This window comes from Parvibaculum sp. (genome assembly GCF_035325945.1).
In the GTDB taxonomy this organism is placed as follows: domain Bacteria; phylum Pseudomonadota; class Alphaproteobacteria; order Parvibaculales; family Parvibaculaceae; genus Parvibaculum.
In genome coordinates this window covers 26,588-41,938 of sequence record NZ_DAOKYX010000012.1, presented here as the reverse complement: position 1 = coordinate 41,938, position 15,351 = coordinate 26,588, and the positions used below count along the sequence as shown (strand labels likewise).

General features: G+C 64.0%; 18 protein-coding genes. 11 read left to right on the top strand and 7 right to left on the bottom strand.

Annotated elements, in window-relative coordinates; translation table 11 throughout:
* Window position 1: 1 nt before the first annotated feature.
* From PKA57_RS08090 to hemN, 3 genes are all read left to right on the top strand, one after another.
* Window positions 2-637, top strand: a complete 636-nt coding sequence (locus PKA57_RS08090) for a CoA pyrophosphatase (protein WP_324299342.1) — start codon at window positions 2-4, stop codon at window positions 635-637.
* A gap of 20 nt (window positions 638-657) precedes the next feature.
* Window positions 658-1,908, top strand: coding sequence for a CCA tRNA nucleotidyltransferase (locus PKA57_RS08085; protein WP_324299340.1), 1,251 nt, complete (start codon window positions 658-660; stop codon window positions 1,906-1,908).
* Window positions 1,909-2,003: 95 nt separating this feature from the next.
* Entirely contained in the window at window positions 2,004-3,353 is a 1,350-nt protein-coding gene (gene hemN / locus PKA57_RS08080) for an oxygen-independent coproporphyrinogen III oxidase (RefSeq protein WP_324299338.1), read from the top strand.
* A gap of 1 nt (window position 3,354) precedes the next feature.
* Here hemN and PKA57_RS08075 read toward each other — a convergent pair whose 3' ends face one another.
* Genes PKA57_RS08075 through PKA57_RS08065 form a run of 3 tightly spaced genes read right to left on the bottom strand, consistent with a single transcriptional unit; the run spans window position 3,355 to window position 5,224 of the window.
* Entirely contained in the window at window positions 3,355-3,831 is a 477-nt protein-coding gene (locus PKA57_RS08075; RefSeq protein WP_324299336.1) for an aminoacyl-tRNA deacylase, read from the bottom strand.
* A gap of 14 nt (window positions 3,832-3,845) precedes the next feature.
* On the bottom strand, window positions 3,846-4,724 hold the full coding sequence (hemF, locus tag PKA57_RS08070; protein ID WP_324299334.1) for an oxygen-dependent coproporphyrinogen oxidase: 879 nt from the start codon (window positions 4,722-4,724) through the stop codon (window positions 3,846-3,848).
* The gene (locus PKA57_RS08065; protein WP_324299332.1) at window positions 4,721-5,224 is read right to left on the bottom strand and encodes a tRNA (cytidine(34)-2'-O)-methyltransferase; all 504 of its coding nucleotides are present in this window, start codon (window positions 5,222-5,224) and stop codon (window positions 4,721-4,723) included. The genes hemF and PKA57_RS08065 overlap by 4 nt, the downstream gene beginning before the upstream one ends.
* 270 nt (window positions 5,225-5,494) lie before the next feature.
* Between PKA57_RS08065 and petA the strand changes: the two genes are divergently transcribed.
* The 8 genes from petA (at window position 5,495) to PKA57_RS08025 (ending at window position 13,033) form a co-directional block, all read left to right on the top strand.
* Window positions 5,495-6,034, top strand: a complete 540-nt coding sequence (gene petA, locus PKA57_RS08060) for a ubiquinol-cytochrome c reductase iron-sulfur subunit (RefSeq protein ID WP_324299331.1) — start codon at window positions 5,495-5,497, stop codon at window positions 6,032-6,034.
* 13 nt (window positions 6,035-6,047) lie between these two features.
* Window positions 6,048-7,316 (top strand): cytochrome b/b6, encoded by a 1,269-nt coding sequence (locus PKA57_RS08055; protein WP_324299329.1) that lies wholly within the window; start codon window positions 6,048-6,050, stop codon window positions 7,314-7,316.
* Between the two features lie 17 nt (window positions 7,317-7,333).
* The gene (locus tag PKA57_RS08050) at window positions 7,334-8,161 is read left to right on the top strand and encodes a cytochrome c1 (RefSeq protein ID WP_324299326.1); all 828 of its coding nucleotides are present in this window, start codon (window positions 7,334-7,336) and stop codon (window positions 8,159-8,161) included.
* A gap of 119 nt (window positions 8,162-8,280) precedes the next feature.
* Window positions 8,281-9,174, top strand: a complete 894-nt coding sequence (locus PKA57_RS08045) for an S-methyl-5'-thioadenosine phosphorylase (RefSeq protein WP_324299324.1) — start codon at window positions 8,281-8,283, stop codon at window positions 9,172-9,174.
* 11 nt (window positions 9,175-9,185) lie between these two features.
* A complete protein-coding gene (locus tag PKA57_RS08040) occupies window positions 9,186-9,713 on the top strand; it encodes an adenine phosphoribosyltransferase (RefSeq protein ID WP_324299322.1) in 528 nt (175 codons plus the stop codon).
* 9 nt (window positions 9,714-9,722) lie between these two features.
* The gene (locus PKA57_RS08035; protein WP_324299320.1) at window positions 9,723-11,273 is read left to right on the top strand and encodes a TerC family protein; all 1,551 of its coding nucleotides are present in this window, start codon (window positions 9,723-9,725) and stop codon (window positions 11,271-11,273) included.
* A 22-nt stretch (window positions 11,274-11,295) separates the two neighbouring features.
* Entirely contained in the window at window positions 11,296-12,393 is a 1,098-nt protein-coding gene (gene mtnA, locus PKA57_RS08030; protein WP_324299318.1) for an S-methyl-5-thioribose-1-phosphate isomerase, read from the top strand.
* Entirely contained in the window at window positions 12,386-13,033 is a 648-nt protein-coding gene (locus PKA57_RS08025; protein WP_324299316.1) for a class II aldolase/adducin family protein, read from the top strand. The genes mtnA and PKA57_RS08025 overlap by 8 nt, the downstream gene beginning before the upstream one ends.
* Window positions 13,034-13,045: 12 nt before the next feature.
* Here PKA57_RS08025 and PKA57_RS08020 read toward each other — a convergent pair whose 3' ends face one another.
* The 4 genes from PKA57_RS08020 to PKA57_RS08005 form a co-directional block, all read right to left on the bottom strand.
* A complete protein-coding gene (locus PKA57_RS08020; RefSeq protein ID WP_324299314.1) occupies window positions 13,046-13,534 on the bottom strand; it encodes a glutathione peroxidase in 489 nt (162 codons plus the stop codon).
* A gap of 24 nt (window positions 13,535-13,558) precedes the next feature.
* Window positions 13,559-13,981 carry an organic hydroperoxide resistance protein gene (locus PKA57_RS08015; RefSeq protein WP_324299312.1) on the bottom strand — a complete coding sequence of 141 codons (423 nt, stop codon included), beginning with the start codon at window positions 13,979-13,981 and terminating at the stop codon, window positions 13,559-13,561.
* Between the two features lie 103 nt (window positions 13,982-14,084).
* Window positions 14,085-14,522, bottom strand: a complete 438-nt coding sequence (locus PKA57_RS08010) for a MarR family transcriptional regulator (protein ID WP_324299310.1) — start codon at window positions 14,520-14,522, stop codon at window positions 14,085-14,087.
* Window positions 14,523-14,672: 150 nt separating this feature from the next.
* Window positions 14,673-15,350, bottom strand: coding sequence for a dienelactone hydrolase family protein (locus tag PKA57_RS08005; protein ID WP_324299308.1), 678 nt, complete (start codon window positions 15,348-15,350; stop codon window positions 14,673-14,675).
* Window position 15,351: the final 1 nt, after the last annotated feature.

Below are 15,351 nucleotides of genomic sequence, written 5' to 3'. Positions count from 1 at the left end.
CATGAACGATTACCGCTCGAGGATACTCGCCCATGTGGACCCCGCGCCGCCGCCGCTCGAAGTCATGCTGGGGCCGACCGCGCCGCGGGGCGATGGCGACCTCGCGCCGCTCGACTGGGTCGATCGCGATCAGCGCCCGGTCCTGCGGCCGGCTGCCGTGCTCGTTCCCGTGGTCGAATATCCGGACCAGCCGAAGGTGCTGCTGACGCGCCGCTCCGACAATCTCGGCAATCACGCGGGCCAGGTCGCCTTTCCTGGGGGCAAGATGGACCCCGGCGAGCTTCCGGCGCAAACGGCGCTGCGCGAGGCCGACGAGGAGGTGGGGCTCCAATCCTCATTCGTCGAGATCGCGGGCTATCTCGACACCTACGAGACGGGAACCGGCTTTCGCATCATGCCGGTGGTCGGCTTCGTGCGGCCGGGCTTCACGCTCAGAATTCAGGATGCGGAAGTGGCGGAAGTCTTCGAGGTGCCGCTCTCCTTTCTGATGAATCCGCTGAATCATCAGCGGCATCGCGCCACATGGCGCGGGCGGGAGCGCGAATACTATGCCATGCCCTATAATGGCCATTACATATGGGGTGCGACGGCCGGCATGCTGAAGAACATGTATGACCGGATCTTCGCCGCTCAATAACAATCCGAGGGAGTGACGCGATGAGTGCCGAGAAAGAGCTTGCCCGCGCCGAGTGGCTGAACGATGCCGATACGCGCGCCGTCATGGATGCGCTCGCCTCGGGCGGCGGCGTTTCGCGCTTCGTCGGCGGTTCGGTCCGGAACGCGCTTCTCGGCGAGCCCGTCACCGACATCGACATCGCGACGAGCGAGACGCCGGAGCGCGCGCAGGAACTCCTGACCGCAAAAGGGGTCAAGGTCGTCCCCACCGGGCTGGCGCATGGCACGATCACGGCGGTCACGCCGACGCGTCATTTCGAGATCACCACGCTCCGCGTCGACATGAAGACGGATGGCCGCCGCGCCGAAGTGGCCTTCACCGGCGACTGGCTGGAGGATGCGAAGCGGCGCGATTTCACGATCAACGCGCTTTATGCGGATGCCGACGGCACCGTGCACGACCCGCTCGGCACGGGGCGCGAAGACCTCAAGGCGCGGCGCGTCCGCTTCATCGGCGATGCCGAAGCGCGCATCCGCGAGGATTATCTGCGCATCCTGCGTTTCTTCCGCATACATGCGCATTATGGCAGGGGCGAGCCCGATGCGGAGGGGCTCAAGGCCTGCGCCAGCCTGCGCGAGGGGCTTCGCCTGCTTTCGGGCGAGCGCGTGCGCGACGAGCTGCTGAAGATTGCCGCCGCGGACGAGGCGGCTGCCGCCTTCCGCCAGATGGCCGCCGCCGGCATCCTCTCGGTCGTTCTGCCCGAGGCTTCGCGCCTCGACCGCTTCGAGAAGCTCGTCGACATCGAGGCGAACCAGCTTTTCACCTGCGACGCGGTGCTGCGGCTCGCTTCCACGCTCGATCTCGACGAGGCGGGTGTGGCGGCGCTCGCCGACCGGCTCCGGCTTTCCAACAAGGATCGCGACCGCATCTCGAAGGCGCTCAACGACAAGACGAAGGTCGTCTCCTATCTCTCCATGCGCGAGATGCGCCGCGCGGTCTATGTGATGGGCCGTGACCTCTTCAAGGACCGGGTCATGCTCGGCTGGGCGAACGACCGCAAGGATCACAACAATTTCCAGTGGCGCGCCCTGCTCGCCATGGCCGATAGCTGGGAACGGCCCGAAATGCCGCTGACCGGCCAGATGATCAAGGCGGCCGGCGTTCCCGAGGGGCCGGAGGTCGGGCGCGTCTGGCGCGAGGTCGAGGAATGGTGGATCGATTCCGACTTCACCGATGACGAGTTCTCGATCATCGAGCGGCTGAAGGCGATCGTGCAGGCGACGGTGTACTGAGACGGGGTGGGCCCGCGCGAATGCGCGGCGTTTCGCCTCCCCCCGCGACAAAGCGGCCAATTTCAAAGCGCGTGCGGGGGACGTAGCGTTCCCCCATGCGAGCCGATCTCATAGAACGATACGATCTGCGGGTTCCCCGCTACACCTCCTATCCGACAGCGCCGCATTTCGGCCCGCGCGTCGATGCGGCGCGCTATGAGACATGGCTCGGCGCTCTTGCGCCCGACACGCCGCTCTCGCTCTATGCGCATGTCGCCTATTGTGCGGAGATGTGCTGGTTCTGCGGCTGCCACACCAAGGCGACGAAGAAATATGCGCCGGTTGCGGATTATCTCGAGGCGCTTCTGGCGGAAATCTCGCTCGTCGCCTCGAAGCTTCCCTCGCGCATGGGCGTTCGCCACATCCATTTCGGCGGTGGCAGCCCCACCGTTCTGACGCCTGACGATTTCACGCGTATGGTCGATGCGATGCGGGCGCGTTTCGATCTTCTGCCCGGTGCGGAGGTCGCGGTCGAACTCGATCCGCGAACGGCAGATGAAGCCTATGTGGAGGCAATGGCGAAGGCGGGCGTCACCCGCGCTTCCATCGGCGTGCAGGACTTCAATCCGAAGGTTCAGGCGGCGATCAATCGCATCCAGCCTTTCGAGGTGACGGAGCGCGTCATCCTCTGGCTGCGGGCGCATGGCATCGGCGCCATCAATATGGATCTCTGCTACGGGCTTCCTCATCAGACGGTCGAGAGCGTCATCGAGACGGTGGAACGCGGCGCTTCGCTCGCGCCCGCGCGCATCGCGCTTTTCGGCTATGCCCATGTGCCGTGGATGAAGACGCATCAGCGGCTCATCCCCGAGGATGCGCTGCCCGACATGGCGGAGCGCTGGCGGCAATATGAGGCGGCATCGGCGCGGCTTCAGGCGCTCGGCTATGTCGCGATCGGGCTCGATCACTTCGCGCTGCCGGACGACGAACTCGTCCTTGCGCAGAGGAGCGGCGCGCTTCACCGCAATTTTCAGGGCTACACGACCGACAGCGCGCCGGCGCTCATCGGTTTCGGGGCGTCCGCCATCGGCTCGCTGCCGCATGGCTATGTGGCGAATGAAATCGCCATCGACCGCTACAAGGCGCTTGTGCGCGAGGGGCGCCTTCCCATCGCGCGCGGCATCGAGATCACGGGCGAGGACAGGCTTCGCCGCGCGATCATCGAGCGGCTCATGTGCGACATGGCGGTCGATCTCGACGAGGTGCTGGCGGCGCATGGCGCGGCCGGGGAGAGCTTCGAGAGCGAGCTTGCCTCGCTCGCCGCGCTCGAAGCCGACGGCATCGTGCGGCGCGAAGGCCGCCGCCTCGTCATGACCGAGGAGGGCAAGCCTCTCGTGCGCGCCGTCTGCGCCGCCTTCGACCGCTATCTCGACACGGGCGAGGCGCGGCACTCAAGGGCCGTCTAGTTCAGGCGATCGGCGCGAGGCGGCCTTCCGTCGCCTTCAGCAATTCGCCGGGCGCGATTTCAAGTTCGAGGCCGAAGGCGCCGCCGCTCACATAGATCGTCTCGAAGCCTTCCGCGCTCGCATCGAGAAAGGTCGGCAGTTTCTTCTTCTGGCCGAGCGGGCTGCAGGCGCCCATCTGATAGCCGGTCGTCTTCACGGCCTTCTCTTTCGCCGCGAGGTCGATGCGCTTGGCGCCGATCTCGCGCGCCAGCGCCTTGCGGTCGAGATCGCGCGAGGCGGGAACGATGGCGACCGCGAGCTTTCCGTCATCCGCCTCGACGATCAGTGTCTTGAAAAGTCGCGCGGGGTCGAGGCCGCCCGCCTCGGCCATTTCGAGCGCCGAAGTCTTGCGGTCCTTCGGCACCGGCACTTCGCGGAACGTGCCCTGGTAGCCGTTGAGGCGCAGAAAGCGCTGCGCCGCCGTCTCGCCCCTGGCCATTGGCCGTCAAGCCTTCACGGCCATTTCACCTCGGGCGGCATGGAAGACAGGATCGAGTTCACATTGCCGCCGGTCTTGAGGCCGAAGACCGTGCCGCGGTCATAAAGCAGGTTGAACTCGACATAGCGGCCGCGGCGTACGAGCTGTTCCTCGCGCTCCTCCGGCGTCCACGCCTCGTTCATGTGGCGGCGGACGAGGTCGGGATAGATGTCGAGGAAGGCGCGGCCGACATCCTGCGTGAAGGTGAAATCCTTCTCCCAGTCGCCCGTGTCGTGGTGGTCATAGAAGATGCCGCCCGTGCCGCGCGGCTCGTTGCGGTGGGGCAGGAAGAAATATTCGTCACACCATTTCTTGAAGCGCGGGTAATAGCTCGCATCATGCTTGTCGCAGGCGCGCTTGTAGGCGGCGTGGAAGTCCATCGTGTCGGGGTGGTCGTCGCGGCGCTGGACGTCGAGCACCGGCGTGAGGTCGCCGCCACCGCCGAACCAGGCCTTCGTCGTCACGACATGGCGCGTGTTCATGTGAACGGCGGGCACGCGCGGGTTCTGCATATGGGCGATGAGCGAGATGCCCGAGGCCCAGAAGCGGGGGTCTTCCTCGGCGCCCTGGATCTGCTTGCGGAAATCCTCCGAAAACTCGCCATGCACGGTCGAGATGTGTACGCCGACCTTCTCGAAGACGCGGCCATGCATGACCGACATTTCGCCGCCGCCTTCGTCCTTCGTGCCGTCGCCGCGCGTCCAGGGAGTGCGGACGAAGCGGCCGGGCTGACGCTCCGCATAGGTGCCGGCGAGCTCGTCCTCCAGCTTCTCGAATTCGGCGCAAATCATGTCGCGCAATTCGCGAAACCAGGCTGCCGCGCGCGCCTTTCGCTTTTCGGTGAGATCCGTCATGCCCCGCCTCCAGAAATTGACGCCGCATTTGTAGCGGCCGGAAACGCTCCTGTCTGCCTCAAGCCCTCGCCGAGCACCATGGCGGCGGCGATCGCGACATTGAGGGAGCGGGTATCCGGGCGCATGGGCACGGTGAGGCGGGCGTCGGCCCGTTCATGGACATGGGGCGGAACGCCGACCGATTCCCGGCCGAGGAGAAGCGTGTCGCCGGGGCGGAACGAGAAGCGCCAATAGGGCTCGGCGCTCTTCGTCGTCAGGAGGATGAGGCGCTCGCCCTGTTCGCCGCTGAACTGCCGGGCGGCCAGAAAAGCCTCCCAGCTCGCGTGCCGCGTCACCTCCGCAAGGCCGATATAGTCGAGGCCGGCCCGCCTGACACCCCGGTCGCCCCAGGGGAAACCACAGGGTTCGATCACATCGACCGGGACGCCAAGGCAGGCGCCGAGGCGGATCAGCGTGCCGGTGTTCTGGGGAATATCGGGCTCGAAAAGGGCAAGGCGCATCGGTCTCTTCCGGCTCGGGGGCATTGATTGAACTATGCGGCGATGCGTCATCCTGCCACAGTGAAGCCGGGGCTGGACAAGCTCCCCGATGGATGCCACAAAACGCCGCATATGGGGCGAAGTCCGGGGATTCGGTCCCGGAATCGGGGGCTTTCGCTCTTAATATGCGGGTGTGCCGCGTCGCTTCGACCTTGGGGGGAGTTTCCTCGAAGGGCCGCCGGAAGGGGTGGGAGAGCGGCGTCAGGCCTTTCATTCAAGGAGACCTCAACCGTGGCAGAAATCCACGCGGACGAGCCCACACGGCGCGACTTCCTTTATGTGGCCACTGGCGCCTTCGCTGCCGTCGGAGCAGCTGCCGCCGTCTGGCCGCTCATCGACCAGATGAACCCGGACGCCTCGGTTCTGGCGCTCGCCTCCACCGAGGTCGATCTTTCCAACATCCCGGTCGGTCAGGAAATCACGATCAAGTGGCGCGGCAAGCCGGTCTTCGTGCGCCACCGCTCCGAGGCGGAGATCAAGGCGGCCGATGAGGTCGATGTCGCCTCGCTCCCCGATCCGGAGACGGACGACCAGCGCGTCATGAAGGGCCCGAACGGCGAACTCGAGCGGCAGTGGCTCGTCCTTGTCGGTATCTGCACCCATCTGGGTTGCGTGCCGCTCGCCTACAAGGGCGAATATAACGGCTATTTCTGCCCCTGCCACGGCTCGGTCTACGACACCTCCGGCCGCATCAGAAAGGGGCCCGCGCCGCTCAACCTCGCGGTTCCGCCCTATTCGTTCATTTCCGACACCAAGATAAAAATCGGCTGAGGGGACGCGAAATATGAGCGGTCACAGCACCTACAATCCCGGTAACGGCTTCTCGCGCTGGCTTGATGCGCGCCTGCCGATCGTCCGGCTCGCACATGACACGGCGGTGAGCTACCCCGTGCCGAAGAATCTCAACTACTGGTGGACGTTCGGCGGCATCCTCACCATGTGCCTTGCCGTCCAGATCGTCACCGGCATCGTGCTCGCCATGCACTATATCCCGCAGACGGAACTGGCCTTCGCCAGCGTCGAGCACATCATGCGCGATGTGAACTATGGCTGGCTGCTGCGCTATATCCACGCGAACGGCGCGTCGATGTTCTTCATCGCCGTCTATGTCCACATGTTCCGCGGCCTCTATTACGGCTCCTACAAGGCGCCGCGCGAGGTGCTGTGGATTCTCGGCGTGCTCATTTACCTGCTGATGATGGCGACGGCCTTCTTCGGCTATGTGCTTCCCTGGGGCCAGATGAGCTTCTGGGGCGCGACGGTTATCACCAACCTCTTCAGCGCGATTCCGTTCGTCGGCCAGTCGATCTCGACCTGGCTCTGGGGCGGTTTCTCGATCGGCGATCCGACGCTCAACCGCTTCTTCTCGCTGCACTATCTCTTCCCGTTCCTCATCGCCGGTGTCGTCATTCTGCACATCTGGGCGCTGCATGTGACCGGGCAGAACAATCCGGCAGGCATCGAGGTCAAGAACAAGGATCAGGACACGGTTCCCTTCACGCCCTATGCGACGGCGAAGGACCTGTTCGGCATGTCGATCTTCCTGCTCATGTTCGCCTTCTTCGTGTTCTTCAATCCGAACTCGCTCGGCGACGTTGCGAACTACGAGGTGGCCAATCCGCTGAAGACGCCGCCCCATATCGTGCCGGAATGGTACCTGCTGCCCTTCTACGCGATCCTTCGCGCAGTGCCCGACAAGCTCGGTGGCGTGCTGCTCATGTTCGGCGCCATCGGCATCCTCTTCGTGCTGCCCTGGCTCGACACGTCGAAGGTGCGCTCGGCGCGCTTCCGCCCGCTCTTCAAGCAGTTCTTCTGGATTCACTTCGTCGTGTGTCTGGGGCTTGGCTGGTGCGGTGCGAAGACGCCCGACATGGTCGTCATGCAGGTCGGCGAGATCGCCTTCACGGTGACGCATCTCGCGCGCATCCTGACCTTCTACTACTTCTTCCACTTCCTCGTTCTCTTCCCCGTGCTGGGGCTGATCGAGAAGCCGAAGCAGCTGCCCGAGAGCATCGCCGCATCGGTTCTTGGCAAATCCGCCGCGAAGAACTGAGCAGGGGAGAGAGCCAAATGACAAAGATGATCGGAACTTCTTCCCGCTCGCGCTTCGGCGTGAAGCTCGCAGGTGTCGCCGCGGTTGCGGCGGTGGCCTTCGGCGCGGTCTTCGCCCTGTCGGGGCCGGTTCGCGCCGAGGGTGGCGAGGCCCATCTGAAGCAGGTGAACTGGTCCTTCGAGGGGCCGTTCGGCACCTATGACCGCGACGCGCTTCGCCGCGGCTACAAGGTCTACAAGGAAGTCTGCGCGACCTGCCACTCGGCGAAGTATCTGCACTTCCGCAATCTCGGCGAGCCGGGCGGACCGGAATTCTCCGAGGCCGAGGTGAAGGCGCTTGCCGCCGAAATCAAGGTTCAGGACGGACCCGACGCTTCGGGCGAGATGTTCGAGCGTGACGGCAAGCCGAGCGACGTCTTCCCCTCGCCCTATCCGAACGAGGAAGCGGCCGCGGCCGCGCTCGGCGCCGCGCCGCCGGATCTCTCGCTCATGGCCAAGGCGCGCGAGGGCGGGGCGACCTATATCTACACCCTGCTGACGAGCTATGCGGAAGCGCCGGCCGACGTCACCGTTCCGGCGGGCGGCCACTACAACCCGGCCTTCACGGCGGGCGGCGGCATCATCGCCATGCCCGCGCCGCTGAGCGACGGCCAGGTCGACTATGAGGACGGCACGCCGAACACCCTCGATCAGGAGGCGAAGGACGTGGCGCACTTCATGATGTGGATGGCCGAACCCAAGCTCGAGCAGCGCCACCGCCTCGGCTTCCAGGTCGCGCTCTATCTCCTCGCGCTGGCGGGTCTCCTCTATTTCGTGACGCGGAAGGTCTGGCAGGACCAGCACTGACGCCACACGGCATTTCAGGCGGAAAAGGGCCTCTCAGGAGGCCCTTTTTCATGTTCATCGCGGAATTTCTTGTTATGGTCCCGCCGGTTTGGCCGGCGTATCGGCAGTGAGGAGCGGCGATGGCGAAGACAGTTCTGGGCGTGATCGGCGGCAGCGGCGTCTATGAGCTTCCGGGCTTGCGGAACGAGCGCTGGGAGCGCGTTTCGACGCCTTGGGGCGAGCCGTCGGACGAGCTTCATTTCGGCGAGCTGCCGACCGCGAACGGCCCGGTCGAGATGGTGTTTCTGCCGCGTCACGGGCGCGGCCACCCCCATTCGCCATCGAGCATCAACTACCGGGCCAATATCGACGCGCTCAAGCGCGTGGGCGTTACCGACATCATTTCGGTTTCGGCGGTCGGTTCGCTCAAGGAGGAATTGCCGCCGGGCACTTTCGTCATCGTCGATCAGTTCATCGACCGCACCTTCGCGCGCGAGAAGAGCTTTTTCGGCGAGGGGTTCGTGGCGCATGTCTCGATGGCCGAGCCCGTCTGCCCACGCCTCGGCGACCATATCGAGGCGGCCTGCAAGGCCAACGACATACGCTATTCGCGCGGCGGCACCTATCTCGTGATGGAGGGGCCGCAATTCTCGACCCTCGCGGAATCGAACCTCTATCGTTCCTGGGGATGCTCCGTCATCGGCATGACCAACATGCCGGAGGCCAAGCTCGCGCGCGAGGCGGAGATCTGTTACGCGACCGTCGCCATGGTGACGGATTATGACTGCTGGCATCCGCATCATGCGCATGTCGAGGTTTCGGATGTGGTGCGCGTGCTGGAGGAAAATGCCGGCCATGCGCGGGCCGTGGTTCGCGCGGTCGCGGAGAGCTTCGGGCCGGAGCGCGCGCCTTCGCCGCAGGGCTTCGACCGTGTGCTCGATACCGCGCTCATCACCGCGCCGGCCAAGCGCGACCCCGAACTCGTCAGGAAGCTCGATGCGGTCGCCGGCCGTGTGCTGCGCCCGGCAAGCTGAGGCTGGAGACCATGGACGTCAAAGATTTCATCCGCACCATTCCCGACTATCCGAAGCCCGGAATCCTGTTCCGCGACATCACGACCTTGCTGGGTGACGCCGCGGGCTTCCGGCAGGCGGTCGATGCGCTGGTCGATCTTCACAAGGGTGCGAAGTTCGATCTCGTGGCGGGAATCGAGGCGCGCGGTTTCATTCTCGGCGGAGCGGTCGCGCATCAGCTCGAGCTCGGTTTCGTGCCCGTCCGCAAGAAGGGCAAGCTGCCCTGGAAGACCATCGGCCAGGAATATGATCTCGAATACGGCACCGATACGGTGGAAATTCATTCGGATGCGGTCGGCGAAGGCGACCGCGTGCTGCTGATCGACGATCTCATCGCGACGGGCGGCACGGCGGAAGCGGCGGTCAAGCTCATTGCGCGCGCCGGTGGCAATGTCATGGCGGCGAGCTTCGTCATCGAGCTTCCGGAACTTGGCGGGCGTCAGCGGCTCGAAGCGTTCGATATCGAGGTTTTGTCGCTCTGCTCATTCGAGGGGCACTGAACACTTCCGATGGAATGGATTGCTGATCCGACGATCTGGCTGGGTCTCACCACTCTTGTCGTGCTCGAGATCGTCCTCGGTATCGACAATCTCGTCTTCATCGCGATCCTTGCAGACAAGCTGCCGCCGCATCAGCGCGACCGGGCGCGGCTGACCGGGCTCAGCCTCGCACTCATCATGCGCCTCGGGCTCCTTGCCAGCATCTCATGGCTCGTGACGCTGACGGCGCCGCTCGTCACTGTCTACGGAGTAACCGCCTCGGGCCGCGATCTCATCATGCTTGCGGGCGGCATGTTCCTGCTCACCAAAGCGACGAGAGAACTGCATGAGCGGCTGGAGCCGCCGCAGACGGACCGGAACGCGCCCAAGGTTCATGCGGGCTTCTGGCTTATCGTCACGCAGATCATCATTCTCGATGCCGTCTTCTCGATCGACAGCGTCGTCACCGCCGTCGGGATGGTCGACAATCTTGCGGTCATGATGATTGCCGTCATCATTGCCATTCTGGTGATGATGCTTGCTTCCAAGCCGCTGACCACCTTCGTCAACGCGCATCCGACCGTCGTCGTGCTCTGCCTCGGCTTTCTAATGATGATCGGCTTCAGCCTGATCGCGGAAGGCTTCGGCTTCCATATTCCCAAAGGCTATCTCTACGCGGCCATCGGCTTTTCCATCCTTATCGAAGCGTTCAACCAGTGGGCCAACCGGAACAGGGCGAAGCTGGCCGCCGCGCGGCCTTTCCGGCAGCGCACGGCGGAGGCCGTCTTCCGCCTGCTGGGCGGTGAGATCGATGAGGGCGAGGCGGGCGTTGCGGGGCCGGCGGCGGAGGTGGAGGGCGGCGGTTTCGGCGCCGAAGAGCGCACCATGGTCAGCGGCGTTCTCATGCTCGGCGAACGGCAGGTGAGCTCGATCATGACGCCGCGGCCTGAAATCGTCTGGATTTCGCTTGCCGACGACGCCGAGAAAACGCTCGCCACATTGCGCAATTCCTCGCACGGGCTCTATCCGGTCTGCCGCACCACGGTTGACGATCTCGTCGGCTATGCGCGGGCGAAGGATCTGATGGAGGATCTTCTGACGCAGGGCCGCGTCGATGAGAAGCGCAGCATCAGGGAGCCGCTCGTGGTGCATGAGGGGCTCGGCGTGCTGAAGCTGCTCGACATGTTCCGGCGCACGCGCGTTCAGCTCGCTTTCGTCACCGACGAATATGGCACCATCGAGGGACTCGTGACCTCGACCGACATGCTGGAGGCGATCGCCGGCGAATTCCCCGACGAGGAGAGTGGCGTCCACTGGCTAACCGAACTCGGCGAGGGGCATTGGCGCGTCGAGGGCTGGGCCGACATTCGCCATCTTGCGGTCGCCATCGGGCGCGATCTCGCGATGCAGGGCGATCATTATTCGACCATTGCGGGCTATGTGATGTGGTATCTGGGGCGCCTGCCGGAGCTTGGCGACCGGCTCGAGCGCGACGGGCTTGCCTTCACGGTGACGAAGATGGAAGGTCATCGCATCGCGGAGATCGAAATAGAAGATCGTCCCGCCCAGGGCACGGACTGACAATCGTCGAGAGGTTGGGCCCATGAAAATCAACGGCGTTCATTATCGCACGATCCGGGTTGCGGATGACGGCTGGTCCATCGAGGTGATCGACCAGACGAAACTGCCGCATGAATTTGACTTCGTTCGCCTCGTCTCGGCGGACGATGCCGCGCGCGCGATCAAGGACATGATCGTTCGCGGCGCGCCGCTCATCGGCGCGACGGCGGCCTATGGCCTCTGTCTGGCGCTGCGCGACGATGCCTCCGACGCCACGCTCCACGAAGCCTATGCGATGCTCGCGGCGACGCGACCAACCGCCGTCAATCTCAAATGGGCGCTCGACGAGATGGTGAAGGCCGTGACGCCGCATGGCGGCCGGAGCCGCGTCGAGGCTGCCTATGCGGCGGCGGCAAAGATCTGCGACGATGATGTCGAGATCTGCCGCCAGATCGGCATCAACGGCCTCAAGATCATTCGCGGCGTCGCGGAATCGAAGCCGGGCCGGACCGTCAACGTGCTCACCCATTGCAATGCGGGCTGGCTTGCCTGCGTCGACTGGGGCACGGCGCTCGCGCCGATCTATATGGCGCATGATGCGGGCATCCCCGTTCACGTCTGGGTCGACGAGACGAGGCCGCGCAATCAGGGCGCTTCGCTTACCGCCTTCGAGCTTGGCGGTCACGGCGTTCCGCACACGATCGTTCCCGACAATACGGGCGGGCATCTGATGCAGCACGGGCTTGTCGATCTCTGCATCGTCGGCACGGACCGGACGACGGCGACGGGCGATGTCGCCAACAAGATCGGCACCTATCTGAAGGCGCTGGCGGCGCAGGACAATGACGTTCCCTTCTATGTCGCGCTGCCGCACACCACGATCGACTGGACGCTCAGCGATGGCGTGCGCGAAATTCCGATCGAGCAGCGCAGCGCCCGCGAGGTCACGCATATGACGGGGCGGACGGAGAAGGGCGAGATCGTGACGGTCGAGATTTCCGCGCCGGGAAGCCCCGCCGCGAATTACGGCTTCGATGTGACGCCCGCGCGTTTCGTCACCGGGCTCGTCACGGAGCGCGGCGTGGCGGCGGCGAGCCGCGAAGGATTGCTCTCGCTCTATCCGGAGAGGCGCGATGGCTGACGAAGCCTGGCTGCGCCAATGCGTGATTGATGCCGGGCTCGATCTGGCGCGCACGGGGCTCTCGCCGCAGAGATCGGGCAATGTTTCGGCGCGATGCGGCGATGTCGTTCTCATCACGCCTTCGGGCGCTGCCTATGAGGATATTCTGCCGGAAGACATTGTGGCGCTGAGGCTCGACGGGAGCGTCGCCTCCGGCAGGCTTCAGCCTTCGAGCGAATGGCCGATGCATGTTGCGATCTATCGCGCGCGGGAGGATGCGGGCGCCATCGTCCATGCGCATTCCGACCATGCGGTCACGCTCGCCGTCATGAAGCGAGCGATCCCGGCCTTTCACTACATGGTGGCGGTCGCGGGCGGGAGCGACATTCGCTGCGCGCCCTATGCGACTTTCGGTTCGGAGGCGCTGGCCGCTCATGCGGTGGCCGCGCTCGAGGGTAGGCGGGCCTGCCTTCTCGCCCATCACGGGCAGATCGCCGTCGGCGCGACGGTGGAGGACGCGCTTCACCTTGCCCATGAGGTCGAGACGCTCGCCGGTCAATATTGGCGAGCGCTGCAGATCGGCGAGCCCGAGCTTCTCGACGCCGACGAGATGGCCCGCGTCGTCGAGAAGTTCAGAACCTATGGAAAGCCGCTTTTCTGATCGCGGCAGCGATCACTCCGTCAGTAGCTTCTTCACGGCGGACTGGAACTTCGCCGAGTCGGGTGTCGTGGTGCTCGCGAACCATGTCTTCAGCCTGCCGTCGCGGCCGATGAGATATTTGTAGAAATTCCAGCGCGGCTTCGAGAGAAAGCCACCCTGTTCTCCTATCCACTGAAAGAAGGGATGCGCGTCTCGCCCCTTCACGCACACTTTCTCCGTGAGCGGAAAGTCGACGCCGAAATTCATCTCGCAGAAGGTCGCGATTTCCTCGGCATCGCCCGGCTCCTGATTGGCGAAGTCATTGGACGGCACGCCGAGAACAACGAGCCCATCCGCCTTGTGCTTCTGCCAGACGGCCTCGAGGCCTTTGTATTGCGGCGTGAACCCGCATTTTGAGGCCGTGTTCACGACGAGGATCGGGTGGCCGCGGAACCCGCTCAGGGGCAGGGGCTTTCCCTTGATGCTTTTGAACTCGAAATCGAAGGCAGTTCTGTCGCTCATGTGACCTCCCGCTCGATGGATATGTCAGAGAAGCACGAGCTTCACGTCGACATTGCCACGTGTCGCGTTGGAATAGGGGCAGACCTGATGGGCTTCGTCAACAAGGGCCTGAGCCGCCGCGCGGTCGAGGCCCGGCAGCGAAACTTCGAGGGTGACAGCGAGAGCGAAGCCCGCGCCCTTGTCGTTGGGGCCGATGCCGACATGGGCGGTGACGGCAGAATCGGCCGGGACCTTCACCTTCTTCTGGCCGGCGATCAGCTTGAGGGCGCTGTGATAGCAGGCCGAATAGCCGGCGGCGAAAAGCTGTTCGGGATTTGTGCCGGCGCCGCCCGTGCCGCCGAGTTCCTTGACGGTGTCGAGCGTGACGGCGAGCCGTCCGTCGGATGACTTCGCCTGTCCGGTCCGTCCGCCGGAGGAGGTCGCGACGGCTTCATAGAGGATCTTCATGGGTGATCTCCCTTGTCTCGTTAGGTTCGGCTAATACATAGAGAGCAATTATATTGTGCGCAATATTAAATGCGGAATTTTTCCGGTGACGGGATTTCGGAAATCAGGCGGCGAGATGCGCCCGCAGCTTTTCAAGCTTTCTCTTCGTGTCGGCCAGTTCATCGAGGGAGAGGCCGGTAGCACAGATGGCCTTGCCGGGGATGTCGGCCGCCTTCCTTTTCAGCGCCCGGCCTTCCGGCGTCAGCCCGATCAGGACCTGGCGCTCGTCGGCTTCGTTGCGCGTGCGGCGGATGAGCCCGGCGGCTTCGAGGCGTTTCAGCAGCGGGGTCAGCGTGCCTGAATCAAGAAAGAGCCGTTCGCCAAGCGCGCCGACCGTGACCCCGTCCTCCTCCCAGAGAGCCATCATGGCGAGATATTGGGGGTAGGTGAGGCCGATTTTTGCGAGGAGGGGTTTGTAGAGCTTCGTCATCTGTAATGACGCGGAATAGAGCGCGAAGCAGAGCTGGTTTTCCAGAAGCAGGGGATCGGCGGTCTTTTTCATCGGCGGCACTCGCTTGTGGTGCCGATCAATATGACTCGAATTCACAATGGCGCAATGGAATTGCGTCATCGAAAACAAAAGTGCCATCCCGATTTTAGGGATGGCACTCCGCAATCCGACAGTTCCCGCAGGCGGAAGCCCGGATGGGCGTTACACGCTATCGAAAAGTTCGAGTGTCCGCTTCAGCGCAAGCTCGGCCGCCGTCTTGTCGTAATTGTTGCGGCGATCGGAATTGAAGCCATGGTCGGCGTCATAGACATAGGAGGGCACTTCGGGATGCGCCTTCTTGATCCGCTCGACCACATCCATCGGGATCGAATGATCCTTCTCGCCGAAATGATTGATGGTCGGGCATTTTGGCGTTTCGCCGAGGAAATCCTTGATCGCGCCGCCATAGTAGCAGGCGGCGGCGTCGAGGCCCTCCACGCGGCAGGCGGCGACCCATGTGACCGTGCCGCCATAGCAATAGCCGGTGATGAAGACCTTCTCGCAGCCGTCAGCGCGGAGCTTGTCCACGCACATCTGCACGTCCATGACGGTGTTCTCGATCGGGTTCTTCGCTCGGTAGTCGAGCGACTTCTGGATGTCTTCCTGGGCGTAGGTCGCCTGGAAGTCCTTCACCTGCCGGTCGTAGAGCTGGGGCGAGAGCACGTCATAGCCCCTTGCCGCATAGCCGTCGCAAAGGTCCTTGATATGCGCCGTGACGCCGAAGATTTCCATGATGAGAACGAGGCCGCCCTTGCGCTTTCCCTCGGCCTTGACGTGGTAGCAGAGAATATCGGCGCCATCTCCGCTTTTCAGCGTGATCGTTTTTCCTTTCCGCGACATA